The sequence below is a fragment of the Aliishimia ponticola genome, assembly GCF_004803475.1.
Lineage (GTDB): Bacteria > Pseudomonadota > Alphaproteobacteria > Rhodobacterales > Rhodobacteraceae > Aliishimia > Aliishimia ponticola.
Genome location: NZ_SRKY01000001.1, coordinates 311,641 through 337,308 on the forward strand (window position 1 = coordinate 311,641; position 25,668 = coordinate 337,308).

25 protein-coding genes and 1 tRNA gene are annotated in these 25,668 nt (G+C 60.6%); 18 read left to right on the plus strand and 8 right to left on the minus strand.

The features are described from left to right. Positions 1–166 precede the first annotated feature (166 nt). Both glnA and E4Z66_RS01535 read right to left on the minus strand, forming a co-directional pair. The gene (gene glnA / locus E4Z66_RS01530) at positions 167–1,573 is read right to left on the minus strand and encodes a type I glutamate--ammonia ligase (RefSeq protein WP_136461174.1); all 1,407 of its coding nucleotides are present in this window, start codon (positions 1,571–1,573) and stop codon (positions 167–169) included. Positions 1,574–1,612: 39 nt separating this feature from the next. Next, a complete protein-coding gene (locus tag E4Z66_RS01535; RefSeq protein WP_136461175.1) occupies positions 1,613–1,951 on the minus strand; it encodes a P-II family nitrogen regulator in 339 nt (112 codons plus the stop codon). A gap of 172 nt (positions 1,952–2,123) precedes the next feature. Between E4Z66_RS01535 and E4Z66_RS19955 the strand changes: the two genes are divergently transcribed. Both E4Z66_RS19955 and E4Z66_RS19960 read left to right on the plus strand, forming a co-directional pair. Then, positions 2,124–2,828 carry an NAD(P)H-hydrate epimerase gene (locus tag E4Z66_RS19955; RefSeq protein WP_342773435.1) on the plus strand — a complete coding sequence of 235 codons (705 nt, stop codon included), beginning with the start codon at positions 2,124–2,126 and terminating at the stop codon, positions 2,826–2,828. A gap of 42 nt (positions 2,829–2,870) precedes the next feature. Beyond that, positions 2,871–3,734, plus strand: a complete 864-nt coding sequence (locus E4Z66_RS19960; protein WP_342773436.1) for an NAD(P)H-hydrate dehydratase — start codon at positions 2,871–2,873, stop codon at positions 3,732–3,734. Between the two features lie 3 nt (positions 3,735–3,737). On the opposite strand, the gene E4Z66_RS01545 is transcribed toward E4Z66_RS19960, so the two are convergent. Then, positions 3,738–4,244 carry a Hint domain-containing protein gene (locus E4Z66_RS01545; RefSeq protein ID WP_136461176.1) on the minus strand — a complete coding sequence of 169 codons (507 nt, stop codon included), beginning with the start codon at positions 4,242–4,244 and terminating at the stop codon, positions 3,738–3,740. 191 nt (positions 4,245–4,435) lie between these two features. Here E4Z66_RS01545 and E4Z66_RS01550 point away from each other — a divergent pair. Then, positions 4,436–4,520, plus strand: a tRNA-Leu gene (locus E4Z66_RS01550). Between the two features lie 245 nt (positions 4,521–4,765). Here E4Z66_RS01550 and E4Z66_RS01555 read toward each other — a convergent pair. Continuing rightward, positions 4,766–5,413, minus strand: coding sequence for an imm11 family protein (locus tag E4Z66_RS01555; protein WP_136461177.1), 648 nt, complete (start codon positions 5,411–5,413; stop codon positions 4,766–4,768). Positions 5,414–5,622: 209 nt separating this feature from the next. On the opposite strand from E4Z66_RS01555, the gene E4Z66_RS01560 reads away from it, so the two are divergent. The 6 genes from E4Z66_RS01560 to aqpZ all read left to right on the plus strand — a co-directional run bounded on the left by E4Z66_RS01560 (position 5,623) and on the right by aqpZ (position 14,486). Next, positions 5,623–6,630, plus strand: a complete 1,008-nt coding sequence (locus E4Z66_RS01560; RefSeq protein ID WP_136461178.1) for an LLM class flavin-dependent oxidoreductase — start codon at positions 5,623–5,625, stop codon at positions 6,628–6,630. A 226-nt stretch (positions 6,631–6,856) separates the two neighbouring features. After that, the gene (locus E4Z66_RS01565; RefSeq protein WP_136461179.1) at positions 6,857–8,026 is read left to right on the plus strand and encodes an ABC transporter substrate-binding protein; all 1,170 of its coding nucleotides are present in this window, start codon (positions 6,857–6,859) and stop codon (positions 8,024–8,026) included. 66 nt (positions 8,027–8,092) lie between these two features. After that, the gene (locus tag E4Z66_RS01570; protein ID WP_136461180.1) at positions 8,093–10,870 is read left to right on the plus strand and encodes a methyl-accepting chemotaxis protein; all 2,778 of its coding nucleotides are present in this window, start codon (positions 8,093–8,095) and stop codon (positions 10,868–10,870) included. A gap of 327 nt (positions 10,871–11,197) precedes the next feature. Beyond that, positions 11,198–12,142, plus strand: coding sequence for a phosphotransferase enzyme family protein (locus E4Z66_RS01575; RefSeq protein ID WP_246035837.1), 945 nt, complete (start codon positions 11,198–11,200; stop codon positions 12,140–12,142). Positions 12,143–12,309: 167 nt separating this feature from the next. Continuing rightward, on the plus strand, positions 12,310–13,641 hold the full coding sequence (gene tig, locus E4Z66_RS01580) for a trigger factor (RefSeq protein ID WP_136461182.1): 1,332 nt from the start codon (positions 12,310–12,312) through the stop codon (positions 13,639–13,641). A 143-nt stretch (positions 13,642–13,784) separates the two neighbouring features. Further along, positions 13,785–14,486: an aquaporin Z gene (gene aqpZ / locus E4Z66_RS01585; RefSeq protein ID WP_136461183.1), complete on the plus strand. Its 702-nt coding sequence runs from the start codon at positions 13,785–13,787 to the stop codon at positions 14,484–14,486. A 238-nt stretch (positions 14,487–14,724) separates the two neighbouring features. Here aqpZ and rplI read toward each other — a convergent pair whose 3' ends face one another. The 3 genes from rplI to rpsF are packed head-to-tail and all read right to left on the minus strand — an operon-like array spanning position 14,725 to position 15,975. Continuing rightward, complete coding sequence (gene rplI, locus E4Z66_RS01590; protein WP_136461184.1) at positions 14,725–15,366, minus strand: 50S ribosomal protein L9; 642 nt, start codon at positions 15,364–15,366, stop codon at positions 14,725–14,727. A gap of 12 nt (positions 15,367–15,378) precedes the next feature. Then, the gene (rpsR, locus tag E4Z66_RS01595; RefSeq protein WP_058310770.1) at positions 15,379–15,606 is read right to left on the minus strand and encodes a 30S ribosomal protein S18; all 228 of its coding nucleotides are present in this window, start codon (positions 15,604–15,606) and stop codon (positions 15,379–15,381) included. A gap of 12 nt (positions 15,607–15,618) precedes the next feature. After that, positions 15,619–15,975, minus strand: a complete 357-nt coding sequence (gene rpsF / locus E4Z66_RS01600; RefSeq protein WP_136461185.1) for a 30S ribosomal protein S6 — start codon at positions 15,973–15,975, stop codon at positions 15,619–15,621. 337 nt (positions 15,976–16,312) lie between these two features. Here rpsF and E4Z66_RS01605 point away from each other — a divergent pair, with 337 nt between their 5' ends. Both E4Z66_RS01605 and E4Z66_RS01610 read left to right on the plus strand, forming a co-directional pair. Then, positions 16,313–16,813: a hypothetical protein gene (locus tag E4Z66_RS01605; RefSeq protein WP_136461186.1), complete on the plus strand. Its 501-nt coding sequence runs from the start codon at positions 16,313–16,315 to the stop codon at positions 16,811–16,813. A 148-nt stretch (positions 16,814–16,961) separates the two neighbouring features. Next, on the plus strand, positions 16,962–17,531 hold the full coding sequence (locus E4Z66_RS01610; protein WP_136461187.1) for a YceI family protein: 570 nt from the start codon (positions 16,962–16,964) through the stop codon (positions 17,529–17,531). Positions 17,532–17,627: 96 nt separating this feature from the next. Here E4Z66_RS01610 and E4Z66_RS01615 read toward each other — a convergent pair whose 3' ends face one another. Then, complete coding sequence (locus E4Z66_RS01615; protein ID WP_136461188.1) at positions 17,628–18,833, minus strand: cytochrome b/b6 domain-containing protein; 1,206 nt, start codon at positions 18,831–18,833, stop codon at positions 17,628–17,630. 546 nt (positions 18,834–19,379) lie between these two features. Here E4Z66_RS01615 and fabD point away from each other — a divergent pair. From fabD to mltG, 7 genes are all read left to right on the plus strand, one after another. Further along, positions 19,380–20,318, plus strand: a complete 939-nt coding sequence (gene fabD / locus E4Z66_RS01620) for an ACP S-malonyltransferase (protein ID WP_136461189.1) — start codon at positions 19,380–19,382, stop codon at positions 20,316–20,318. A 10-nt stretch (positions 20,319–20,328) separates the two neighbouring features. Continuing rightward, entirely contained in the window at positions 20,329–21,066 is a 738-nt protein-coding gene (gene fabG / locus E4Z66_RS01625) for a 3-oxoacyl-ACP reductase FabG (protein ID WP_136461190.1), read from the plus strand. A 208-nt stretch (positions 21,067–21,274) separates the two neighbouring features. Next, positions 21,275–21,508: an acyl carrier protein gene (locus tag E4Z66_RS01630; protein ID WP_136461191.1), complete on the plus strand. Its 234-nt coding sequence runs from the start codon at positions 21,275–21,277 to the stop codon at positions 21,506–21,508. A 147-nt stretch (positions 21,509–21,655) separates the two neighbouring features. Further along, complete coding sequence (locus E4Z66_RS01635; RefSeq protein ID WP_136461192.1) at positions 21,656–22,225, plus strand: GNAT family N-acetyltransferase; 570 nt, start codon at positions 21,656–21,658, stop codon at positions 22,223–22,225. A gap of 28 nt (positions 22,226–22,253) precedes the next feature. Further along, positions 22,254–22,997, plus strand: coding sequence for a 1-(5-phosphoribosyl)-5-[(5-phosphoribosylamino)methylideneamino]imidazole-4-carboxamide isomerase (locus tag E4Z66_RS01640; RefSeq protein WP_136461193.1), 744 nt, complete (start codon positions 22,254–22,256; stop codon positions 22,995–22,997). Between the two features lie 176 nt (positions 22,998–23,173). Continuing rightward, on the plus strand, positions 23,174–24,430 hold the full coding sequence (gene fabF / locus E4Z66_RS01645) for a beta-ketoacyl-ACP synthase II (RefSeq protein WP_136461194.1): 1,257 nt from the start codon (positions 23,174–23,176) through the stop codon (positions 24,428–24,430). Positions 24,431–24,437: 7 nt separating this feature from the next. Beyond that, on the plus strand, positions 24,438–25,607 hold the full coding sequence (gene mltG / locus E4Z66_RS01650; protein ID WP_136462098.1) for an endolytic transglycosylase MltG: 1,170 nt from the start codon (positions 24,438–24,440) through the stop codon (positions 25,605–25,607). Positions 25,608–25,668 lie beyond the last annotated feature (61 nt).

Sequence of the window (25,668 nt, forward strand, 5' to 3'; positions counted from 1 at the left end):
CCGGGGCAATCGGGCAGAGATGCGGCAATGCTTGGGTCAAGACGTGGTGACGCGGGCGGTGTTTGCCCAGACCGGCCCGCCCCGCAGAACGATACGCGGACCGGTGCGTGGCAACGAAAAAGGGCGCCCGTCACAGGCGCCCTTTCGTGATTTTATCAAACCAGCCTTAGCAGCTGTAGTACATGCCGTACTCAACCGGGTGCGGCGTGTGTTCGTAGGTTTCGATCTCTTCCATCTTCAGGTCGATATAGCCGTCGATCTGGTCTTTGGTGAACACGTCACCGGCCAGAAGGAAGTCCATGTCGGCTTGCAGTTCTTCCAGCGCTTCGCGCAGGGAACCGCAGACGGTCGGGATGTCTGCCAGCTCTTCGGGCGGCAGATCGTAGAGGTTCTTGTCCATCGCCTCACCCGGATCGATCTTGTTCTTGATGCCGTCAAGGCCGGCCATCAGGAGCGCTGCGAAGCACAGGTAGGGGTTGGAGGACGGATCGGGGAAACGGGCCTCGACACGCTTTGCTTTCGGGCTTTCGGTCCACGGAATACGCACGCAGCCGGAACGGTTACGGGCGGAATACGCGCGCAGAACCGGGGCTTCGAAGCCGGGGATCAGACGCTTGTAGGAGTTGGTGGACGGGTTCGTGAAGGCGTTGAGCGCTTTGGCATGCTTCAGGATGCCGCCGATGAAATACAGCGCTTCCTGGGACAGGTCCGCGTATTTGTCACCTGCGAACAGCGGCTTGCCGTCTTTCCAGATCGACATGTTCACGTGCATACCCGTGCCGTTGTCGCCTGCGATCGGCTTGGGCATGAAGGTTGCCGACTTGCCATAGGCGTGGGCCACGTTGTGGATCACGTATTTGTACTTCTGCAGCTCGTCCGCCTGTTTGGTCAGGCTGTCGAAGATCAGGCCAAGCTCGTGCTGACAGGACGCAACCTCGTGGTGGTGCTTGTCCACTTTCATGCCCAGACGCTTCATGGTCGACAGCATTTCAGAGCGCAGGTCTTGTGCTTCGTCGGTCGGGTTGACCGGGAAGTAGCCGCCCTTGACGCCCGGGCGGTGGCCCATGTTGCCCATTTCGTATTCGGTGTCGGTGTTCCAGGACGCGTCTGTCGCGTCAACTTCGTAGGACACCTTGTTCATGGTGTTGGAGAAGCGCACATCGTCGAACAGGAAGAATTCCGCTTCGGGGCCCATATAAGCCACATCGCCGATCCCGGAGGATTTCAGATAGGCTTCCGCTTTTTCGGCTGTGCCGCGCGGGTCACGCTCATAGGCTTCGCCAGTGTCAGGCTCAACAACGGAGCAATGCACACAGACAGTCTTTTCCGCATAGAACGGGTCGATATAGGCGCTATCGGTGTCCGGCATCAGTTTCATGTCGGAGGCTTCGATGGATTTCCAACCCGCGATGGAGGAGCCGTCGAACATGAAGCCCTCTTCGAGGAAATCCTCGTCCACTTGGTCGGACATCACCGTCACGTGCTGCAATTTGCCGCGCGGGTCCGTGAAACGGATGTCGACATACGCCACATCCTCGTCTTTGATCATCTTGAGCAGATCTTTAGCGCTCATCTTCTTCCCCTCTGTCTTTGGAAACTTGGCTTAGGTCAGTTACAGTGCGTCCGAGCCGAACTCGCCGGTACGGATGCGGATGGCCTGCTGCACGTCGGACACGAAGATTTTTCCGTCGCCGATTTTTTCGGTCTTGGCCGCGTCGACGATTGCCTCGATGGCGCCGTCAACCTGATCGTCGTCAAGGACGACTTCAACTTTTACCTTGGGCAGGAAATCAACCACATATTCCGCACCGCGATACAGTTCGGTATGGCCCTTTTGACGGCCAAAACCCTTGACCTCGACCACGGACAAGCCCTGAATCCCGATATCCTGAAGCGCCTCTTTCACCTCGTCGAGTTTGAAAGGTTTGATAATCGCCTCGATCTTTTTCATGGATGGTCTCCTCACCCCCGTGCATTTGTCTGCGGCAGGCAGATCACTTCCCGTTGGGAGCGTCCATGGGTTACAAGAATTTGCATCAACTGTAAGCGGAAATCCGAAAGTGCACGTTAAAAAATAGGCGTGATGCACAAAAAGTAATCGAAAATGAATCGCGAGGGCCGAAATGACGCCGATCACCTCTGATGAAATGCGCCGGATAGAGCGCGCAGCGATGCAGAGCGGGCGTGTCACCGGGCTGGAATTGATGGAACGCGCGGGGCAGGGCGTCGTCGCGGCGATTTTTGAAAAATGGCCCGACCTGTCGCCATCTGCCGCGCGGGACAGCGCGGGCGCGCGCAAAAAGGCCGTCGTCCTGTGCGGTCCGGGGAATAATGGCGGCGATGGGTTCGTCGTCGCACGCCTGCTGCACAAGGCCGGCTGGATGGTCGAGGTGCTGCTTTATGGCGATCCGGCCAAGCTGCCGCCCGACGCGCGGGTGAACTATGAACGGTGGGGCCGGGTCGGGATGGTGCAGCCTTGGTCCGAGGGTGCTGCGTTGCTCGTCCCCTGTGATCCGAACGCGGCGCTCCCGAAGGTCGATATCGTCATTGATGCGCTTTTCGGGATTGGGTTGGCGCGCCCGATACCCGATGACGTTGCAGCCGTCGCGCGGCAACTGAATGATAGCGCCGCGTCCCGAACCGCTCGGATTGTCGGTATCGATGTGCCGTCCGGGCTCGATGCCGATACGGGCGAGGTCGTTGGCGGGCAGGACCGTGTCTTTCGCTGCGATCTGACTGTGACATTCCATCGGCCAAAACCAGGCCATTCAAGCGCCCGTGGCCCGGAGCTGTGCGGGGAACTGGTCGTTAAGGATATCGGCCTATAGGGTGGGACGTAAACGCGATCTCAAGGGCGGAGGCTTTGCCGAGTGACGACCATTTCCATCACCCGTGATACGCTGCCCGATCTGTCCAAGGGGGGCGCGCACAAATACGACGCCGGGCACGCGCTTGTGATTTCGGGCGGGCCGCACAAGACGGGCGCTGCGCGTCTGGCGGCGCGCGGGGCGTTGCGCATCGGCGCGGGGCTTGTGACGCTGGCCTGTCCCCTGCGCGCGATGCCCGAAGTCGCGGGCCATGTGACCGCGATCATGTTGAAAGGGCTGGATGGCCCGTCGGGGCTGGCCGAGATTCTGGAAGACACGCGGTTCAATGCGATCTGCCTTGGCCCCGGTATGGGGCTGGGCCAGATCACCGCCAATCTGGCGCAGGTCGCATTGGAAAGCGGGCGCGCCTGCGTTCTGGATGCCGATGCCCTGTCCCGATTTCAGCGCAAGCCAGAGGTGCTCTTTGGCCTGTTGCACGACAAGGCGGTTCTGACACCACATGGCGGCGAATTCGCGCGCCTGTTCCCCGATCTGGCGCAGGTCCTGAAGGACGCGGACGACGCGCTTGAGGTCAAGACAGAGGTGGCGAAACAGGCCGCCGCGCGCAGTGGTGCCATCGTTTTGTTCAAAGGGGTGGAGACGGTCATCGCCAATCCCGCCGGGCGTGTCGCGGTCCATTCCGCAACGGGGGCGCGGGCGGTTCCCTGGCTGGGCACGGCGGGGGCGGGCGATGTGCTTTCCGGCTTTGTCACCGGGCTGATGGCGCGCGGCCATGCGCCAATGGTGGCCGCCGAGGCGGCCACGTGGCTGCATGTGGAATGCGCGCGGATCTTTGGCCCCGGCCTGATCGCGGAAGATCTGCCGGAGCAATTGCCGAAAGCGTTCAGGGACGTGGTGTCGCCGTGATGATCAGGCCACTGCGCGCAGCGGCATGACAGCCTCGGGCGCGGAGCCAAGTTCCAACCCGCCGGCATAGATCACGCGCGGACGGTCGAATGTCAGCCGGAACAAAACCATGCGGCGCGGGCCGATATCGGTAATCTCGATCCCATCCACCAGTTGCGCGGCCGTTGTCATCGCCTGCGATTGGTGGAACAGGGCACGCGCGCGCCAGTCACGCACCAGAACCGGCTGATCGGCGGGAAGGACGATATCCTCGCTTGGTCCCGCTGCGCCAAAACATCCAGCGCTGAACTTCACCGCCCGCGTGGCACGGGTAACAGCCTCGATCGCGTCAAGACGGGTCATGCCGCCATTGCGCGTGACGATCCGATCGCCCGGTGTCAGGAATTCCGCAGGCAGAATGCCATCTGCGGTTGTTACTTGAAGGCCCACGGGAAGTCCGTGGCACAAATTCTGCGCGCTTTCGGGGCGGTTTTGCCCACCCGTGACGCGCCCGACCGTTTTCGGTTTCATGGGCGTCTCTTGCTTTCACTGCCTCGTTTATGGGGCAAGAGTATCTTATAAACCTTTAAGCAAACGCATGTTTTTTCCCAATCAGCGGCAACGATGGCGATTTTGTGGCAATGATGCCACCACCTTACCTGTCGTCATCACGCATTTTTCGCTCGCAACCTTGGCTGTGCTTTGCTAGGACGCGCGCCGATGCGGGTGTGGCGAAATTGGTAGACGCACCAGATTTAGGTTCTGGCGCCGCAAGGCGTGGGGGTTCAAGTCCCTCCACCCGCACCACTATTTCCCGATGGAAGTAACCGCTGCCCGGCCATTCGGGCGCTTGCCCCGCTGGGGTTCGGGCGAAGCGAGGCCAGAAATGGACGGCTGTGAAGGGTACCGTTGGGATCGGGCGGCGTGACATGGCGTATTGTAACCAGCGTTGTCGGTACCTCTCTGCGCGTCCTCAAACCGAGACGCGCGGCGCATTGAGGCTGCAACGAGGCCGGAAGACCCTGTTGGTTCCGGGTGTTGACAGCCATTGATCAACCTTCGGACAACTCGGAAATATTGGTCGCTTTGAACGACGGGAAAAACTTGACGCCCTGCACTTTGAACGCGGCGATCAATTCGTCCGATGCGAGAAGGCTGCCAATGAAGCGCGCCTCGCGCCAGAGGTGGATGCCGGACTGTTTGGCTGGATCAACAACCACGTCGCCGTCCTTAGTATCGCCCCAAAACCGGGACAGCTCGTCTGGCTTTCTCTGACTTTTGTTGACCCTGGATTTCTCCATGACAATCGAGTCCTGCTTCACATGCACATTCATCGCGAACCACGGGCCGGGAATGTCGATGCCGCGTTTGGTCTGGATTTTCAGGGGAAAGAACTGGTGGATGCCGGGATCAAGGCCTTCAATCACGTGTTTTGCGGCACCGGAGACCACATAAAGCCCATTGGTTGTTGTAAAGGCATCCGGCCAGGTTTTGCGGGCGCGTTCGGCAAGCAAAACCTTGGGCATATCTTCTGCATTGTTGGGCCCCTTCGCGTCGCGCCAACAATGGACAGCGTTAAGTCCTCGATCAGTTATTGATTGATCGACGTTTGGTGATCCAACAGGAAAACGCTCTTCCCACTCTCGCATTTCGGTCGGAATTTGCACTTTGTGCAGTCGCAGGTCAAAAATATGGGTCACGCTGAATTCCTCACACTAAACCTTTCAATATGTGCGATACCCGTGTGGCGAAATATGGGCGATTTGGACATCTGACTTGGGACCTGTTCACTCAGCCGCGCTCCTATTCTGCGCGACATGGATGGAGTTGCCCAATCGTTGTCAAAATGCGCCCAACCGTTTGATATCTGCGTGCCGTGTGCATACCTGACAATGCAACGGAGGCACCCATGCAGCATTATTCACTTCTCGACCTGTCCCCCATACCGGACGGCAAGACCGCAGCCGACGCGATGGCCGGCACGCTCGATCTTGCGCGCGCCGCAGAGGCCGCCGGGTTCCACCGGTATTGGTTGGCAGAGCACCACAACATGCCCGGAATTGCCAGCGCCGCGACCGCTGTGCTGATCGGGCAGGTGGCGGCGGTGACCTCGACCATGCGGGTTGGGGCAGGGGGCATTATGCTTCCGAACCATGCGCCGCTGGTGATTGCCGAACAGTTCGGTACGCTCGCGACATTGTTTCCCGATCGCATTGATCTGGGTCTGGGCCGCGCGCCCGGAACGGATATGAACACGGCCCGCGCCTTGCGGCGGCATATGGCGCCGGAGGATACGTTTCCGCAGGACGTGCAAGAGCTGCTTGCCTATTTCGGCCCGGCGGCAGAGGGGCAGACAGTCCGTGCGATCCCCGGTGAAGGTACCCATGTGCCGATCTGGATCCTCGGGTCGAGCCTTTATGGCGCACAGCTCGCGGCATTTCTGGGGCTGCCTTACGCCTTCGCCTCGCATTTCGCGCCGGCCTTGCTGGAGGACGCTTTGGCGACGTACCGGGCGCAATTCCGCCCTTCGGCCTATTTGCAAAAGCCCTATGTCATCGTGGCGGCTGGGGTTTGCGCGGCACCGACAGATGCCGAAGCGGCCTTTTTGCGGACGTCGCAACAGCTTGCCTTCGCACGGTTGCGCAGCGGGCAGCCCGGTAAACTGCCGCACCCGGTCGACAACATCGAACAGCTGGTTCCGGCCCCGGTTTTGGCGCAAGTCAATCAGGCGCTCTCTTGCTCCGCGATTGGCGCGCCGGAGACGGTGCGGGCGCAGCTTGGCAGTATCATCGACAGCTTCGCGCCGGATGAGCTGATGGTCACCGGAATGATCCACGATCACGATGCGCGGGTACGCTCCTTTGAAATCGCGGCGCAGGTTCTGAGCGAACTGTGCCGGACGCCGGTTGCGGTCTGAGCGCGGGTTTTTCCGCATAATACCTCGAATATGACTAAAGGCCCGCCGAACGGCGCGGGGCTCGCAAATGCTGGGAAATGCGGGCCCGCTGCGTCACGCCATGGGGCCATCGGGTGACCCGGCGGGCGTGACACTCGTCCCGGCTCCCCGTCGCCGGAAACGATTTATTAGGACCGGGGCTGTAGCCAGAAGAGCGCACAATTACATCTTGTGGAGCTCGATCATCATGAAACTTCCAAATTCCGTCGCCGCCCTGCTTGCTGCCGCGACATTTGCGATGCCCGCCTTGGCACAGCAGGGCGTCTCGGAGTCTTCCGTGCAATTCGCGCAGGTCGCGGCGCTGGATGGCCCCGCCGCCGCGCTTGGCAACGGGATGCGGATCGGGATCACCGCCGCCTTCGAAGAGGCGAATAGAAATGGCGGTATCGCCGGGCGCATGGTGACGCTTGAAAGTTTCGATGACGGGTATGAGCCTGACCGGTCTGTGGCGCATGTCAAATCGGTGATCGAAGGCGACGCCCATCTGGGGCTGATCGGCCCGGTCGGCACCCCGACAACGAGGGCCACGCAGCCGGTCGCGACCTCTGCGGGCATGCCTTTCGTCGGGCCGTTTACCGGCGCGGGGTTTCTGCGTGATCCCAGTTTGAACAACGTCGTGAATGTCCGCGCGACCTATGCCGCAGAGACGGAGGCATGGATCGCGCATCTGGTGGACGAACTGGGCATGGAATCCATCGCGATCCTGTATCAGGATGACGGGTTCGGGCGCGTCGGTCTGGCGGGCGTGAACGCCGCATTGGAAAAGCGCGGGATGAGCCTTGCAGCCGAGGGCACGTATACCCGAAACACCGTGGCCGTGAAAACCGCGCTGCTGAACATCCGCAAGGCCAAACCGCAGGCAGTTGTCATGGTCGGCGCCTATAAACCCATCGCGGAATTCGTGAAGCTGTCCAAGAAGCTGAAATTCGAACCGACCTTCGTGAATATCTCCTTCGTTGGCTCCAACGCGCTGGCGACTGAACTGGGCGACGACGGCGAAGGGGTGATCATCAGCCAGGTCGTGCCCTTCCCGTGGGATACTTCCTTGCCAGTCGTCGCTGAATATCACGCGGCGCTGAAAGCCAACGATCCGGCGGCGGAGCCGAATTTCGTCACCTTCGAAGGTTATCTGGTCGGCCGGATTGCGTTGCGCGCCCTTGAGACGGCGGGGGCCGATCTGACGCGCGACTCCTTCCTCGCCGCGCTTGGTAACCTTGGCGCTTTCGATCTGGGCGGTTTGTCCTTCTCCTATGGGCCGGGCGACAACCAGGGTCTGGATACCGTTTTCCTAACCCGGATCACGAAGGATGGCGGGTTTGAGAGCATCGCGCTCTCCGAACAACACGCCAGCAAGTAAACCGAAATGAAAGGTTCCGGCTGGTATCGAACGAGTCGGAACCTTCATGAGCAAGGGTCGCACTGAATGTCACAAAGCGCACGTTCTTCATTCTTCGGTAGCCTGCTGTTCAAACTCATGGTCGTTGTGGTCGCATTGGGCGGCACAACGGCAGCTGCGGTCGGTATCGGCCTGATCGCTTTCGGGGGATTGTTCGGCTCCTTGCAGACCATGACGCAGGATGTTCTGCCGGATATCACCGACAGCTTCGCGGTCATCGAGAAGACAAACAATGTCAGCGAGGCGCTGCGCGAGTTGAGCGCGGCGGAAGACATACCGGCGGTTGATGCCAAACTGGCACGGTTTGAGGCAACAAGCGCAGAGCTTTCCGAAGCAACCAACGCGCTGCAGCCAGAGGCGATCGCCCGAATTCAGCCGATGATCGACGCGGTTGATGCGTCCGCCGGCGATGTTGCAAATGCGCTGCGCCGCCGATTTACAGCCGAACAGGAAATGCTGCGGCAGCTCGACGGTTTTCTGACATTGGGCGAACAAGCGCGCGGCTATCTCGTAGAGCTTATGGACACGGCGTTCTTCGACCTGACCATCGGCGGCGAAGACACCGTGACCTCGGTCAACGAAACCCTGTCAAAACTCACGGATGAAGCGTTTGCGACCATGCAGGCGGCGTTGAACCTGCGCGCAGAGGTCGGCCTGTCCACGGGTGTCACGCTCGCCTTGGCGCAGACACGCGACCCGTCCCTGTCTTCCATCCTTGAAGACCTGCAAAGCGCGAGCCTGAATCGTCTTGCTAGGCAAATGGAAACGCTCGACAAGGAAGAGAGCGCGGCGCCATTCATGCAGCCGGTCCATGAGACATATGATCTGCTGCAAGAGCTTGCCGGGCGCGGGAGCCTCCGGGTGGCGCGCGACGTCGATCAAATCCTGCGGCTCCGGCAGTCCAGCGATGCGGCATTGAGCGAACTTACCGACAATCTGTCCTTTGATCTGGTCATCCTTGCAGAGGAAACAGCGGCCGAGAACGAGACAGCCATTCAAGAGCTTCTGCATAGTCAGGTGGGCAATATCTTGCAGGCAGCTGAGATCGACACCGCTTCGAAACAGGTGTTCATCAGCGCCTTGCTTGGCATCATTGCCCGCGATGTCGCGGCGGTCGATGCGACCCAAACGCTGCTTAGCGAACAAGCCGCCGCGCTGATGGAACTGGTTGATGCCAGCGATGTCGATGACCGATTGAGAGAGGTGCTTGCGGCAAGCTTGGCGTTAACCTCCGCGGACACCGGGCTTTTGGCGGCGCGCAAGACCTATCTTGAGGATGTCGTGATTGAGCGCCAACACGCGGAATCCGCACGCGGCCGGTTGTCTGCGATCTCTAAAGAAGCGCAAAGCGAGGGTGCACGCGCCGTGTCGATGGTCACGGATGCCGGCATGGGTATTCTTGAAAGCACGAAGGCCTCACAGAGCCAGATGCATTTCGTCGCCCTGACTGCGGCGGCTGTAATTGCCATCGCCCTCATAGCGAGCTGGATGCTGATCCTGCGCCCCATGGTCCGGCTGACCGATGTGACTCTCCGTCTGTCGCAGGGAGATCTGTCCGAGGTCACGGGGTTCGACCGGATTGGCGGCGAAATCAGCCGCATGGGCGAGGCCCTGTCAGTCTTCCGCAGTGGTCTGATCGAACGGCAAGAGATGGCCGTTCGGGACAAGGAACGCGCGGAGCAAGAGCACAAGGCCCAGCTTGAAGCGCAAGACGCCAAGCGCAAAGCGGATGAAGCCGCCGCACGCGAGAAACAGCGCCTGCGCGACGAGGAACTGCAACGCAAAGCCGAGGAAGAAGAGCGCAAGCGCAAGCTGGAAGCGGCCGCACAAGCGGAACGGGACAAGCACGCTGCCGAACTGGACATCGTCGTGAACAACCTTGAGGCCGCGCTGATGCGGTTGTCCCAAGGGGACCTGTCCGTCGCCATCGAGGCAGATTTCCCGCCCGCCTACAAAGAGCTGCGCGTCAACTTCAACATGGCGCTGGACAACCTTTCGGGGCTGATCCAGTCCCTTAAGGACAGCGCGAGTAATGTGAGCGCGTCGTCCGCTGACATTGCCGCATCCGCCCGGGATATTGCCGAACGGACGGAACACGCAGCGGCGGCGCTGGAAAACTCCACGACCTCCATTTCCGAATTGGATGCCAGCGCCCACCAGATGTCCGAGCGTTCTGGCAAGGCAAATGAAGTCATGATCGAAACCCGCGAGAAAGCGATGAGCAGCAAGGCCATCGTGGAAACGGCTGTGGCAACGATGGGAGAGATCGAAAGTTCGTCGGATCAAATTTCAAAGATTGTCAGTCTGATCGACGATATCGCCTTCCAGACCAATCTGCTTGCTCTGAACGCGGGGGTGGAAGCTGCGCGGGCTGGCGAGCAGGGCCGCGGGTTCGCGGTGGTGGCAACCGAGGTCCGCGCGCTGGCGCAACGCTCCTCTGATGCGGCGAGCGAGATCAATGAGCTGATCACGCGTTCGCGCGCGCAGATTTCCAAGGGCGCGGTCGAAGTGGGCGAGGCTGGCGTTTCCCTTGTGACGATACTTGACTCCATCACCTCCGTCTCTGGCACGATCTCGGAAATCGCGCATGGCACCCATGAGCAATCCGAGACGATTTCCGGGATCAACAAGTCGATTGCCCGGGTTCAGGACACGACGCAGCGGACGGCGGCGTTGTTCGAGGAATCTTTTGCGACGAGCGAGTTGCTGAAGACCGAGGCGGCCAATCTGGAAAGGATCTCGCAGGGCTTCAAGACCAGTGAAATCGATCGCGATGGGGATGAACCGCGTTTCGCGGCAGAGTAACCCAAATAGATATTCGATAGGGCGATGAGAGTGTGATGGCCTCAAGAGATACTTTGAACGCACCAGGGTGCGCGGCGAGGTATCCACCGAAAAGCGAAAGCGGCGCCGGATTGGCGCCGCAGTCCTGCAAAACTTCTTAAGCCCCATTGGGCCACGCCAATCACGCCGCCATGGGGATGTGGTAAACCTCACGGCACGCGGTGCGCGATGCTAGTGCATCCGGCGAAGACTTTCCCTAAACAGCACAAAAACGCGAGGGGGAAGAACCGCATGAGTGGGATGTATCAAGACGCATTTGTGGAGCGTCTCCGGAAGGGGGCGGAAGGGGTGCTTGATCAATGGGGATTGTCGCCCGAGACAAAGGTGCAACTATTGAGCCTGTCCGAAAACGCCACCTTCCGCGCGGACGATCCGAACCGTTCGGCGCCGGTGGTCTTGCGGGTCCACCGGCCTGCCTATCACAGCCGGGCCGAAATCGCCTCTGAACACAGTTGGATCACTGCGCTGCGGCACGCCGGAACGGTGGACACCCCGGCGCTACTGCCCAAGCAGGACGGGGACTTCATCGCGCTGTTCGAGGATGATGGTCAGGCACGCCACGTGGTCGCCTTCGAATTCATGACCGGGGAAGAGCCGAACCTCGACGGTGATCTGGCCGCCGGTTTTGAAACGTTGGGCGCGATCAGCGCGCGTCTGCATGGTCATGTGCAAACCTGGCCTGTTCCCACCGGCTTTACCCGCAAGACCTGGAACCACGCCACGGCCTTCGGGCCGGCGCCGCTTTGGGGCGATTGGCGTGATGCGCTGGGTTTGACCCAAAGCGGTCACACCACTTTGCAACGGCTCAGCGATGCGCTGCGAGAAAAGCTTGCCCAATATGGCGATGGCCCGGACCGCTTCGGGCTTGTCCATGCTGACCTCCGGTTGGCAAACTTGCTGAAGGACGGCGACCGGCTTGGCGTGATCGATTTCGATGATTGCGGCTTTTCATGGTTCATCTACGATTTCGCGGCGGCGATCTCGTTCTATGAAACCAGCCCGATCGTTCCGCAACTGCAAGAGGCGTGGGTGCGCGGCTATCGCAGTGTCAACGCGCTGAGCGATGCACATGTCGACATGATCCCGACATTTATCCTGTTTCGCCGCCTGTTGCTGACCGCGTGGATTTCCAGCCACCGGGAAACCGAAACCGCCCGTGACGCGGGGCTGGAACAGTATACCGAAGGCACCCTGGACCTGGCGGAGCGTTACCTGACCTCGGGCCGCATATAGGGGCGCAATCGGCAGGGGAGCGCCGCGCGCCTTTGCCCCGCTGGACAGACACGCCGCATCCCGCGTATTTTCCGGTTGATCCTACCGGGGCCGCAAATTAGTAAGGCGCAAATTTTTCGGGCCGTTCCGCACGGGCACGGCCCCCGATCTTCTTGCTAGGAGCGACAATGCAAGTCACCGAGACGCTGAACGAAGGGCTGAAACGCGGCTATGCCATCACAGTCACTGCCGCGGAAATCGAAGAAAAGGTCACGACCAAGCTGACCGAAGCGCAGCCCGACATCGAAATGAAGGGTTTCCGCAAGGGCAAAGTCCCGCTGGCGCTGCTGAAAAAGCAGTTCGGCCAGCGCATCATGGGCGAAGTCATGCAGGAATCCATCGACGGCGCGATGAACGAGCATTTCGAGAAATCCGGCGATCGTCCCGCATTGCAGCCCGAGGTCAAAATGACCAACGAGGACTGGAAAGAGGGCGATGATGTCCATGTCGAGATGTCCTACGAGGCGCTACCCGCTATCCCCGAAGTCGATTTTTCGGGTGTGAAGCTGGAGCGTCTGGTCGTCAAATCCGACGACGAGTCCGTCAACGACGCGCTGGGCAACCTTGCGGAAAGCGCGCAGGATTTCAAAGCCCGCCGCAAAGGCTCCAAGGCGAAAGACGGCGACCAGATCGTTCTGGATTTCGTCGGCAAGGTCGATGGTGAGCCTTTTGAGGGTGGCGCTGCCGAAGATTATCCGCTGGTGCTCGGCTCCAACTCCTTCATCCCGGGCTTCGAAGAGCAGCTCGTCGGTGTTAAGGCCGAAGATGAGATCGACGTGAACGTGACCTTCCCCGAAGAGTATCAGGCAGAGCATCTGGCCGGCAAAGAGGCCGTGTTCTCCTGCACGATCAAAGAGGTGAAGGAACCCGTCGCGGCTGAGATCGACGATGAGCTGGCCAAGAAATACGGTGCAGAAGACCTCGAAGCGCTCAAAGGGCAAATCGCAGAGCGTCTGGAAGCCGAGTATGCCGGTGCTTCGCGCGCGGTGATGAAGCGTGCGCTGCTGGACGAGCTGGACAAGTTGGTGTCCTTCGACCTGCCGCCGAGCCTTGTCGAAGCCGAAGCCAAGCAGATCGCGCATCAGCTGTGGCACGAGGAAAACCCGGACGTGCAAGGGCACGATCACCCGGAAATCGAAACGACGGACGAACACAACAAGCTGGCCGAACGCCGCGTGCGTCTGGGCCTGTTGCTGGCCGATCTGGGCCAGAAGGCCGAGGTGGACGTGTCCGACGCCGAAATGACGCAAGCGATCATGAATCAGGCGCGTCAGTATCCGGGCCAAGAGCGTCAGTTCTTCGAGTTCGTGCAGCAAAACGCACAGATGCAACAGCAGCTTCGCGCGCCGCTCTTTGAAGACAAGGTCATCGACCATGTGTTGGATCAGATCGAAGTGACAGAAAAAGAAGTGTCCAAGGACGAGCTTGAAAAAGCTGTTGAGTCGCTCGAAGACGAATAAGACCTTCTAATCTAAAGACATTCTGAAACGCCGTCCCTTTTGGGGCGGCGTTTTTCGTTTGAGGGGGCGAAGTTGGTGATTATTCCCCGCCAAATTGAAAAGGCGCGCGCATAGGGTGCACTCAATAAGTAACGAGGGAGATGTTGATGCAAAAATTACTGGCAGAGTTCGTTGGGACGTTCGTCTTGGTTTTCGGGGGCTGCGGCAGCGCCGTTTTCGCCGCGGGGATCGAAGGTGTCGGGATCGGCTATATGGGGGTCGCATTGGCCTTCGGTTTGACCGTTTTGACAATGGCTTATGCGGTCGGGGGGATCTCCGGCGGGCATTTCAATCCGGCGGTCAGCCTTGGCCTTGCGATGGCGGGGCGGTTCGGTTTCGGCGATTTGGCAAAATATTGGGGCGCGCAAGTCGCAGGCGGGATCGTTGCCGGATTGGCGCTGTACCTCATCTTGTCCGGTATGGACGGGTTTGAAGGCGTTGGCGGGTTCGCGTCCAATGGCTATGGCGCGGCGTCTCCGCACGGGTATGGGCTGATGTCGGTTCTGCTGATCGAGATCATTCTGACCGCCATCTTCCTTATCGTCATTCTGGGCAGCACGGCACCATCGGCGCCGGTTGGCTTCGCACCGATCGCGATTGGCCTGTCGCTGACGCTGATCCATTTGGTGTCGATCCCGGTGTCGAACACATCCGTCAACCCGGCGCGTTCGACCGGTGTGGCGCTGTTTGCGGACGGTCCGGCGATCGCGCAGCTTTGGGCCTTCTGGGTGGCACCGTTGATCGGCGCAGCACTGGGCGCCCTGATCTGGAAAGCCCTGTCGCCGTCGGAGCAAGACCCGGCCTGAGGTTAACGAGTTTCACTGGGGTTTTTGTTGGAGCCTTTGACCTCATGTGAAAACTGCCGCGTCCGGGCTACCGGGCGCGGCAAATTTCGTTCTGGGCCTGTGTTCCTGCGTATGGACAACGGGCGCTGAGGGCCCGGCGCATGTGGGGACAGCCGCTTGCACCGAATTGGGCCGGACGACACGAAAAAGGCCGCGCCTTGATGGCGCGGCCTTCGTCAATTCCAGTGGAACAGGCGTCTTATGTGACGGGCTGTTCGTCGTCCGTGCCTTCGCCTTCGGGCGTTTCGACGCCAGCAGCTTCGGCCAGGTCTTCGTCGTCGGATGCCGCAGCACCGATATCGTCGAAGAGTTCCTGAATTTCGAACTCTGCTGCGGCTTCTTCTTCCGCGGCCAGTTCTTGGATCGACTTGCCGGAGGCTTGCAGTTCCGCTTCCTCGGCGGAGCGCGCAACGTTCAGCTTGATGTCGGCGGCGACTTCCGGGTGCAGGACCACGGACACCGTGTGCAGGCCCAGTTCCTTGATCGGTTGTTCGATCACGACCTGCTTGCGGTCGACGGAGAAGCCAGCTTCGGTTGCGGCATCGGCCGCGTCACGGGTGGTGACGGAGCCATAGAGGTTGCCGCCATCGGACGCCTGACGAATCACGATGAATTGCTCGCCATCAAGGCGTTCGGCCATCGCTTCGGCTTCTTTCTTGGTCTCAAGGTTGCGCGCTTCGAGTTGCGCTTTTTGCGCTTCGAAGTTGGCGATGTTTTCCTTGGACGCGGTCAGAGCCTTGCCCTGACGCAGAAGGAAGTTCCGGGCGTAACCCGGTTTGACGTCGACCACGTCGCCCATCTGGCCCAGCTTGGCCACACGTTCTAGAAGGATCACTTGCATCTGCTTTGCTCCTTACTTCACGGCATAGGGAAGCAGGGCGAGGAAACGGGCGCGTTTGATGGCGCGCGCAAGCTCACGTTGCTTCTTTGCGGACACGGCCGTGATGCGCGAAGGCACGATCTTGCCACGCTCGGAAACGTAGCGTTGCAGCAGGCGTGTGTCTTTGTAATCGATTTTGGGTGCATTGTCGCCAGAGAACGGGCAGACCTTGCGGCGGCGGAAAAATGGTTTTGCAGCCATGAGTTACGCTCCTTAGTTCCGGCGCTCGCGGCGATCGCCACGTTCTTCGCGTTTTTGCATCTGAACCGAGGGGCCTTCCTCGTGCTCGTCGACCTTGATGGTCAGAACCCGCATCACGTCTTCGTGCAGACGCATCAGGCGTTCCATTTCCTGAACGGCGGCCGCAGGTGCGTCCGAACGCAGGAAGGCATAGTGGCCCTTGCGGTTCTTGTTGATCTTGTAGGCCATCGTCTTCACACCCCAGTATTCGGTGTCGACGAATTTGCCGCCGTTATCGGCCAGCACGGTGCCAAAATGTTCGATGAGCCCCTCGGCCTGTGTATTGGACAGGTCCTGACGGGCGATCATCACATGCTCGTAAAGAGGCATGGGATCTTTCCACTTCTATCTAGGCGCATTTCAAAGACCGGGGCTAATCCTTCCACGGCCCGGTCACGAGAGACTGCGCGGTTCATTGCACGTGCGGAAGGATGGGGCCTTATACACGAGGCGCGGTGTGGATCAAGCCCTGCGCGCCCCGCAGGTCGCACAGGTCGCACAGGTGTTTCCCGGCCCGTGCTGCGGGGGGCGGGGCCAACGGAAGGCTGCCCAGACATGGCCTTTGCTCCGGCACGGGTTTGCCGCATTTGTGCCGGGATCTTCCGCCAAAACTCTCGTCAAAGGTGTGTAAAGCACAACGCCAAAACGGTGGATGGAGGGACAGAAAATGGCCGCAACAACCGAACAAGGGTATATCGGCAAGGACGCGCCCACGCGTCAGGTCACAATGACGGCACGCGGCGGCACGCGCGCGCTGATCCGAACGGCGCAACGCTTCTTGGGTGTTACCTTGTCCGTTGCGGCGCTGAGCCTGCTTTTACTTCCCTTCGGCGCTGAGACGACTGCCGAAATCCTGCTGAAACTGATGTTCGCACTGGTCCTTGGCTTTGTCGGCGCCGCGCTGTGGCAAGCGGGTGGGCGGGTTGCCGCGCCCGAGTTGGAAATCGACGTGGTGCGCCGCGAGGTCCGTCTGATCCGTGGATTTGGCCCAAGCCGGTCCATCGTCACGCGCCGCCGGTTCCGCGATCTGGGGGCGGTCAAGACGCAGGATCACAGTGTCTCGTTCTGGGACGCGGATCAGGAATTGCTGGCCGAGGTGACCATCGCCGACGACACAGCCTTGCGCAGCCTGCGCAGCGCGCTGCGCGATGAGGGCCTAGCGCTTTAAGCCCGGCGACACCCGCTCCGGGCCACACAATCACGTGATGTTCGCTCATGCGCAGATTCTGTGGAGAGCTTGCGATTGCTAAATGACGTGAAACCTTCTTTGCTGTGCTCCGTAAGCAACCGGACCCCGGATAAAGGAGTTTCCACCGATGCGATCCCTCGTTCTTGCCGCCGCTTTTGCCCTGCCTGCCAGCCTTGCGACTGCGGCAGAGAAATACGTTCTTGATCCCAGCCACAGTCAAGTCGTGTTCAGCTACCAGCACCTTGGCTATTCCACGACCTATGGCATGTTCTCCGGCTTTGACGGCGAAATCATGTTCGATCAGGAAGACCCCGCGCAATCCAGCGTATCCGTGTCCTTTCCCGTCAAATCCATGATGACCGGGTGGGAAGGGCGCTTTGGCCATTTCATGTCTGACGACTTCTTCGGGGCGACGGACGAGGATATGGTGACCTTTACATCGACCTCCATCGAAGTGACCGGCGACACCACTGCCAAGATCACCGGTGATCTGACCATGAATGACGTGACCAAGTCGGTCGTTCTGGATGCCACGTTGAACCAGACAGGCACGCATCCGCAGGCGCAAAAGCCATGGGCCGGGTTCGACGCTACCACGACGCTTTTGCGGTCCGATTTCAATGTCGGGGCGTTTGCCCCCTATGTCAGCGATGAAGTCGAAGTGATGATCTCGATCGAGGCGATGAAAGCCGAATAAGCCGGCCGTTCCGCACAAGACGACAGACCGCCGCGCCCCGAAAGGAGCGCGGCTTTTTTCTGCGTGGCGTGTGGCTTCTGTATGAATGGTGCGGATTTAGTCGGCGTTGCGCGTTGCGGTAACCGCCACGTTTACTTCGACCGAAAACCCAAGAGAGCTTTCATCGGCCATGTTCTCGCCAATCCCGAAATCGAGACGGTCGAGGATCAGCGTCGATTCCATGCTTGCGGTCTCGCCATCCCGTACCAGCGAATAGGGCAGGGTCACGGGCACCGTGTGGTCCTTGATCGTCAGCGTGCCGTCTGCCGCGTAGCCGTCAGCAATGGTGACGATATCGGCTTTGAAGACAGCGGTGGGATAGTTTTCGGCTGCGAAGTAATCCGGGCCAAGCGCCTGATCCGTGACAGATCCCAGCGTCAACGACGGGATGGAGATCGTGACCTCGACCTCGCCGGCCTTGCCCTGCGGCACGTCCGGGTCGAACGTGATCGCTGCGGTCCAGTCAGCGAAACTGCCTTCCACAGTGCTGCCGAACTGCTGGGTGGTGATGGCGATTTTCCCGTCGGTCACGGTCCAATCGGAGGCGACGGTTTCCAGCGCGGCGGCTTGCGGCGCGGCGGTGCCATGCCCGCCAAAGACACCGATTGCGCTGCCAATGCCCAACGCGGCGCCCCAGACGACCAGTGCAGACAGGATCGGCGCGGCGGCCGAACGATGTGCCCCGGCTTCCGGCGTTGTGGTCTGGCCAAACCACATGCGGCGCAGCGTCGAATCGCGATCGATGAAGTGATGCTTCAACGCGCCCGCCACATGCAGCAGAATGGATGCCGCCAAAACCCGTTCGAACACGATATGCAGCCCCGCGAACACCCCGGCGACTGCGTCATCCTTGGGCACGAAGGGCAGCGATTGGCCAAATGGCCACCAGATCGGTGCGAAGCCCGTTGTCGCGGCGTGATGAATCCAGCCCGACATCGGCACGAGCAGGAGCGAGCCATACAAAAGCCAATGCACGGTTTCCGCGGCCCAATGCTCCACCCGGCGATCCGGGTGCAGCGGCCCCGGTTTGGGTTGCGACAGCGCCCAAGCGATACGGGCAAGCGCCACGAAGAATACGGTCACACCCAGCGTCTTGTGCAGCGAGAACAGGAATGCCTTGCGGGCCAACTGCTCTCCGGTGTCGAAGGGCAGCCCATTGGCGATGATCCCCAGCGGAATCAGGGTCAGGATCAGAAGCGCGGTCAGCCAGTGAAAGCTTTTCGAAACGGTCCCGTAGCGGTGATGCGAATTGGTGGTGGCCATGTGTCAGATCCTGATTGGGTCGCTGAGTTTGGTCGCCGCGTACGGGCACCTTCAGGAATTCACATAGGCCGGGCGCGATCAAACAAAAACGTCACGGCTGCACATGACAAGTGCGCCAGCGCGGGGAGAGTAGGCGCTGGCGCAGTGGTCCGGTTCGTCTTGGCGCGTGGGGACTTGCCTTGGGACGGGGGGCCGGACGCGGGAGACAGGAGTGAGTACGTGCCGTCGTCTCCCGCAGGGGTATTCACCTCAACCGTTTTTGCTTGTGCGATAGCAAAGCAGGGTGTGAGTGGGGCCCGTTGGCTACGGGCAACGAACTGAAGCGGAGGGCGAAACCAATCGGAAAGGTCGCATTAACGAAGAGTAGAAACATAAGTCACGTTATCCAAAAAAGTGATGCGGTTTCCCGAACTTGCGCGGTAGGCGCGAATCAATGCTACCATAGGTAGTGGTTCGATCCAAAAGCTTTTGTGCCCGCGGTGATTGCGCCTTGGGCGGTGCCAGCGTATCCAGAACACCGGATCGCAGGAAACAGAGGGCAGCAATATGAGCCTTGCATTCATCTTTCCCGGACAAGGGGCGCAAACCATTGGCATGGGCAAGGCCCTTGCCGACGCATACCCGGTTGCGGCAGACGTCTTTGCGGAAGTCGACGACGCACTGGGCGAAGCCTTGTCCAAGCTGATCTGGGAGGGCGATCAGGATATGCTGACGCTGACCCAGAACGCGCAGCCCGCGCTGATGGCGACCTCTGTCGCGGCGCTGCGGGCGATGGAAGCCGAAGGGTTCGGGCTGGACCGCGCGTCTTATGTGGCGGGGCATTCGCTTGGGGAATATTCGGCGCTTTGCGCGGCGGGGGCGATTTCACTTTCGGACACGGCGCGGCTGCTGCGCACGCGCGGCAAGGCCATGCAAGAGGCAGTTCCGGTCGGTGTCGGGGCGATGGCCGCGCTGCTGGGGCTGGATTTCGAAACCGCGCGCGAGGTCGCGCAGGAATCAGCGCTTGGCGACATGGTTTGCCAGGCCGCCAATGACAATGATCCAAGCCAGGTCGTCGTCTCGGGGCACCGCGAAGCGGTCGAGCATGCGGTAGAACGTGCCAAGGCCAAGGGCGCAAAGCGCGCCGTGATGCTGCCGGTCAGCGCGCCATTCCATTGTGCGCTGATGCAGCCCGCAGCCGATGTCATGGCGCAAGCGCTGGCCGAGGTCGAAATCAAGGCGCCCGCTGTGCCGCTGGTCGCCAATGTCCGCGCCGAAGCGGTCAGCGATCCCGACCAGATTCGCGCGCTGCTGGTAGAGCAGGTGACAGGGTCCGTGCGCTGGCGCGAAAGCGTGCTGTGGATGGGCGAAAACGGTGTGACCGATCTGCTTGAGATCGGCGCAGGCAAGGCGCTGAGCGGCATGGTCCGCCGGATCAATCGCGATCTGGTCACCATGGCCGTTGGCACGCCCGAAGATGTGGCGAAACTCGTAGGCAAGGAATAAGGGCATCTCAATGTTCGATTTGACAGGAAAATCCGCACTCATCACCGGGGCGTCCGGCGGCATCGGGGCCGATATTGCGCGCACGCTGCACGCGGCGGGGGCGACCGTGGGGCTGTCCGGCACGCGGGTGGAGCCGTTGGAGCAATTGGCGGCAGAGCTGGGCGATCGCGCCCATGTGCTGCCCTGCAACTTGTCCGATTTCGAAGCGGTGGATGCGCTGCCCAAGCAAGCGGTCGAAGCCATGGGCGCGGTCGATATCCTTGTGAACAACGCGGGCATTACGCGCGACAACCTCTTCATGCGCATGTCCAACGACGAATGGCAAAGCGTCATCGACGTGAACCTCACAGCCACATTCCGCCTGTGCAAAGCTGTGCTGCGCGGCATGATGAAGGCGCGGTGGGGCCGGATCGTGAATATCTCTTCGGTTGTGGGTGCCACGGGCAATCCGGGGCAGGGCAACTACGCGGCCTCCAAGGCCGGGATGATCGGTATGAGCAAAAGCCTCGCCTATGAGGTTGCCAGCCGGGGAATCACGGTGAATGCGGTCGCGCCGGGCTTTATCCAGACGGCGATGACCGACAAGCTGAACGACGATCAGAAGGCCGCGATCCTGACCCAGATTCCCACCGGTCGCATGGGCGATCCGGCGGAAATCGCCAGTGCCGTTCTCTATCTTTCCAGTGCGGAAGCCGCTTATGTCACGGGCACGACCTTGCACGTGAACGGCGGTATGGCCATGTTATAGAACCGTCTTCGCACGCCTTGCCATTCGAACAGACTATGCTATAGGCGGCGCTGACATTGACCCTGAGGCATGTTGATCCATGTCGAAGGGACCTTGGGGGGACCCCGGGGTTGAACCGCCCATGTGGGGCATATCAAGGCTCTCCCGGGAAGCGGGGGCAAAATATTCGGATCTGAAGCATCCGACACGTAACATGAGGACTTGAAGTATGAGCGACATCGCAGATCGGGTGAAAAAGATCGTGGTGGATCACCTCGGAGTGGAAGAGGACAAGGTCACCGACAATGCTTCTTTCATTGATGACCTGGGCGCGGACAGCCTGGACACCGTAGAACTGGTGATGGCGTTCGAAGAGGAATTCGGTATCGAGATTCCGGACGACGCAGCCGAGACCATCCAAACTTTCGGTGATGCAGTTAAGTTCATTTCCGAAGCCAGCTAAGCTTCGGCTACAAAATGATCTAAGCGGCGTTTTTCCTTGGCGGAAAGACGCCGTTTTTTTTCCCGGTGTGCGGGAATCGGGCTGACAGGCTCTCGGTGGCGCGTCATTGTGTATGCTTAAGAGGCAGCAGAATGGACTCTCGCAAAAATGAGGGCAATTCCGACAATAAGAACCGCGCGGCTTACGCTGCGGGCGATGCGCTTGCAGGATTTCGAGCGTTTCGCAGAGATTTGGCGTGATCCGTCGGTGGTGGCACATTTAGGCGGCGTCCCGTGGGACGAACCGCGCGCCTGGGCGTCTTTCCTGCGCAATGCCGGGCATTGGCAGATGGTCGGCTATGGCCAATGGGCGATTGAACCGCATGGCACGCGGGAGATGGTCGGGCAGGTCGGTTTTTTCGTCGACCGCACGGATGAGGCCGCATCGCCATGGCCCGAAGCCGGCTGGATGCTGCACCCGGACGCGCAGGGGCAGGGGCTGGGCATTGACGCCGTTCAAGCTGCCCATGACTGGTTCGACCGGGTCATCACCGGGCCGCTGACCTGCCGGATTTTGCCGGGCAACGACCGGTCCGATGCCATCGCGCGGCAGCTTGGCTATCACTTGGCGGACCCCGAAACTGAAGACGACGGTGCGCTACAACTATATCTGCGCAAGACGCCCCCGGGCGGGCCACGCAATCTTTTGGACGACTGCTCCACTCGTGGTAGCATGTGAGTCTCTCAACAAAATCACCGGGGCTTCAATGATCATCTATCCGACACTGGAACTGCTGAACCATCGCTGTGTTTCCGTGACGCGCGGCCGGCTGGAGGCAGCGTCGATTTGGCATGTCGATCCGCTGGAGACAGCGCGTTCATGGGCCGAGGCCGGGGCGGAATGGATGCATCTGACCGATTTCGATTGGGTGGCCGGGAGAGACGGCAACACCGATCAGGTGCGGGAGATCATCCGCTCCGTCGGGATTCCGGTGCAATTGGCCGGGGGCTTCCGCACGGCGGATGCGGTCGCGCAGTGGATTGAGCTGGGGGCGGGACGGGTCGTTCTGTCGACATTGGCGGTGCTGGACCCTGACGGGGTGAAGGCGCTGGCCAAGGCCTATCCCGATCAGATCGTGATCTCGGTCGATGTGCTGGAAGGCCGCGTGATGACCCATGGTTGGCAGCAGCAAAGCGCCTATGAGCCTGAAACGCTGATCCGCGCCTATAATGACGCCCCGCTTGCGGCGGTCATCGTGACGGATATCGAGCCGCGGGATCGCGCCGCGGATGGCCGGTTGGGTCTTGTCTCTGGTCTGGCGTCCATCGCCCGCGCGCCGGTTATCGCCAGCGGCGTGGTCAGCAGCGAGGACGATGTCGCGCGGCTGAAATACATTCCCAACATCGCCGGGGCCATGGTTGGCCGCGCCTTGTTCGAGAAGGCCGTCGATCTGCCGAGCGTGCTGAAGCTTGCCCGTCCCGAGGTCGAACCGGTCGCCGATTTCATCTGACCGGGCCGGGACCAAGTACGGGGTCGGTTTATCACGAAAATTCATAACATAGCGGCGAAAGCACGCTGCCCCGCGCTGCGGTGGGCCTTGCCGATGGGTCGACAAGCGGGGTAAGAGCAGCCAACCGGGGCTTGTCCGCCAAGGAAAGCTCGGACGGAGGAAGAAGGGCAATTAGCATGCGCAGAGTCGTCGTAACCGGATTGGGTTTGGTCACACCTTTGGCCGATGGGGTCGAAGCCAGTTGGAGCCGGATCCTTGATGGTCAATCCGGGGCGGGCCCGATCACGCAATTCGACCCCGAAGGGTTGACCACCACCTATGCCTGCGAAGTGCCACGGGGCGACGGAACTGACGGGACTTTCAACGCCGACGCCTACATGGCACCGAAAGAGCAGCGCAAGGTCGACACCTTTATCCTGTTCGGGCTGGCTGCCGCACAGCAGGCGGTCGAGGATGCGGGCTGGATGCCGGAAGATCGTGAGAGCCTTGAGCGCACCGGCGTTCTGATCGGCTCCGGTATCGGCGGGCTGAACTCCATCGCGAATACGACGATGATCATGGAAGAAAAGGGGCCGCGCCGGGTGTCTCCTTTCTTTGTGCCGGGCGCGCTGATCAACCTGATCTCCGGTCAGGTGAGCATCAAGTACGGCTTCAAGGGGCCGAACCATTCGGTTGTGACGGCCTGTTCCACCGGGGCGCATGCCATCGGTGATGCGGCGCGTCTGATCCAGTATGGCGATGCGGATGTCATGGTCGCGGGCGGCGCGGAAGCGGCGATCTGCAAGATCGGCATCGCGGGGTTCAATGCGTGCAAGGCGCTGTCCACCAAGCGAGCCGACAACCCCAAAGCGGCCAGCCGCCCCTATGACGCGGATCGCGACGGGTTCGTAATGGGCGAGGGCGCGGGTATTGTCGTGCTGGAGGAATACGAGCACGCGGTTGCGCGCGGTGCCAAGATTTATGCCGAAGTCTCTGGCTACGGTTTGTCTGGCGATGCCTACCACATCACCGCCCCGTCCGAGGATGGCGACGGCGCGCTGCGTTCCATGCGGGCGGCGCTGAAATCGGCGGGTCTGGAGCCGGCCGATCTGGATTACATCAATGCGCATGGCACATCGACCATGGCGGATGTGATCGAGCTTGGCGCGGTTGAAAAGATGATGGGCGATGCGGCAGGCAAGGTGACGATGTCGTCGACCAAATCTGCGACCGGACACCTTTTGGGGGCCGCAGGCGCGATCGAGGCGATCTTCTCGATCCTTGCGATCCGCGATCAGGTCTGCCCACCGACGATCAACCTGGACAATCCGGCGGTGGAGACCCCTGTGGACCTAGCCCCGAACCAGAAGCGCGAGCGTGAGGTCAAAGCGGCTTTGTCCAACTCCTTCGGGTTCGGCGGTACAAACGCCAGCGTCATCTTCACAAAGGTCTGACAACGTGATTTGGCGGCATGTCGCGTCCAACGCGGTGACTTTTCTGGTACTGACGCTGTTCCTGTTGGGCGGCGTCATCCTGTGGGGACGTGGCGAATATAACGCGGCGGGGCCGTTGGAGGATTCCATTTGCCTTCAGGTGCCGCGCGGCAGCACGATTCAGTCGGTCAGCCGTGACTTGGAGGCGCAAAATGCGATCCGCAACGGCGCGATCTTCCGCATGGGCGCGGATTATCAGGAACTGGCCGATGATCTGAAAGCGGGGTCTTTCCTGATTTCGGAAGCCGCCTCCATGTCAGATATCGTGGCGACGATCACCGGCGACGGGCGGTCCACTTGTGGCACGCAGGTCCGGTATCTGGTGCGCGTGGCGGATCTGTTGGTGCGTGTGCGTGCGCTTGATCCGCAGACGCAGGGCTTTATCACAACGGCTGAGTTCCGTCCCGCAGAAGAAGAGGCACCGACAGCCTATAGCGCGGCGCTGGACGAGGTCGGGGTGGAATTGTCGGTGTCCTTGGCGCCCGGTGTGACAAGCTGGCAGGTGGTCGAAAGCCTGAAAGCGATCGACGTGCTGGAAGGCGATATTGCCGAGGTTCCGGCAGAGGGCGCTTTGGCCCCGGAAAGCTATGAAGTGCGTCCCGGCGATGACCGGGCGGAGCTTGTGGCGCAGATGGAAGAGCTCCAGCTGGAGCGGATTTCCCGCGTCTGGGCCGAGCGCGATCCTGACTTGCCGCTGGAAACACCCGAAGAGTTGATGACTCTCGCCTCTATCGTCGAGAAGGAAACGGGCAATGCCGAAGAGCGCGGCGTGGTGGCCAGTGTCTTTGTCAATCGTCTGCGTCAGGGGATGCGGCTGCAAACGGACCCGACAGTGATCTATGGCGTTACACGCGGGCAGGGCATCCTGGGCCGAGGTCTGCGCCAGAGCGAGCTGCGCGCACGCACGCCGTGGAACACCTATGTGATCGAAGGTCTGCCGCCGACACCGATTGCCAATCCGGGGCTGGCCAGTCTTGAAGCAGTCGCCAATCCGCCGGACACGGATTTCGTCTTCTTCGTTGCCAAGACGCTGGACCCAGCCGATGGGCACAACTTCGCGGTCACTTTGGACGAACATAACCGCAATGTCGCGGAGTACCGTCGGCTTGAAGCGGAGCGCGCGAATTCAAACAATTAGGCGTGCGCCGTACGGCGGATTAAGGATTTGTCAATTATACCGGTCGCTTACCGGGCGTTGT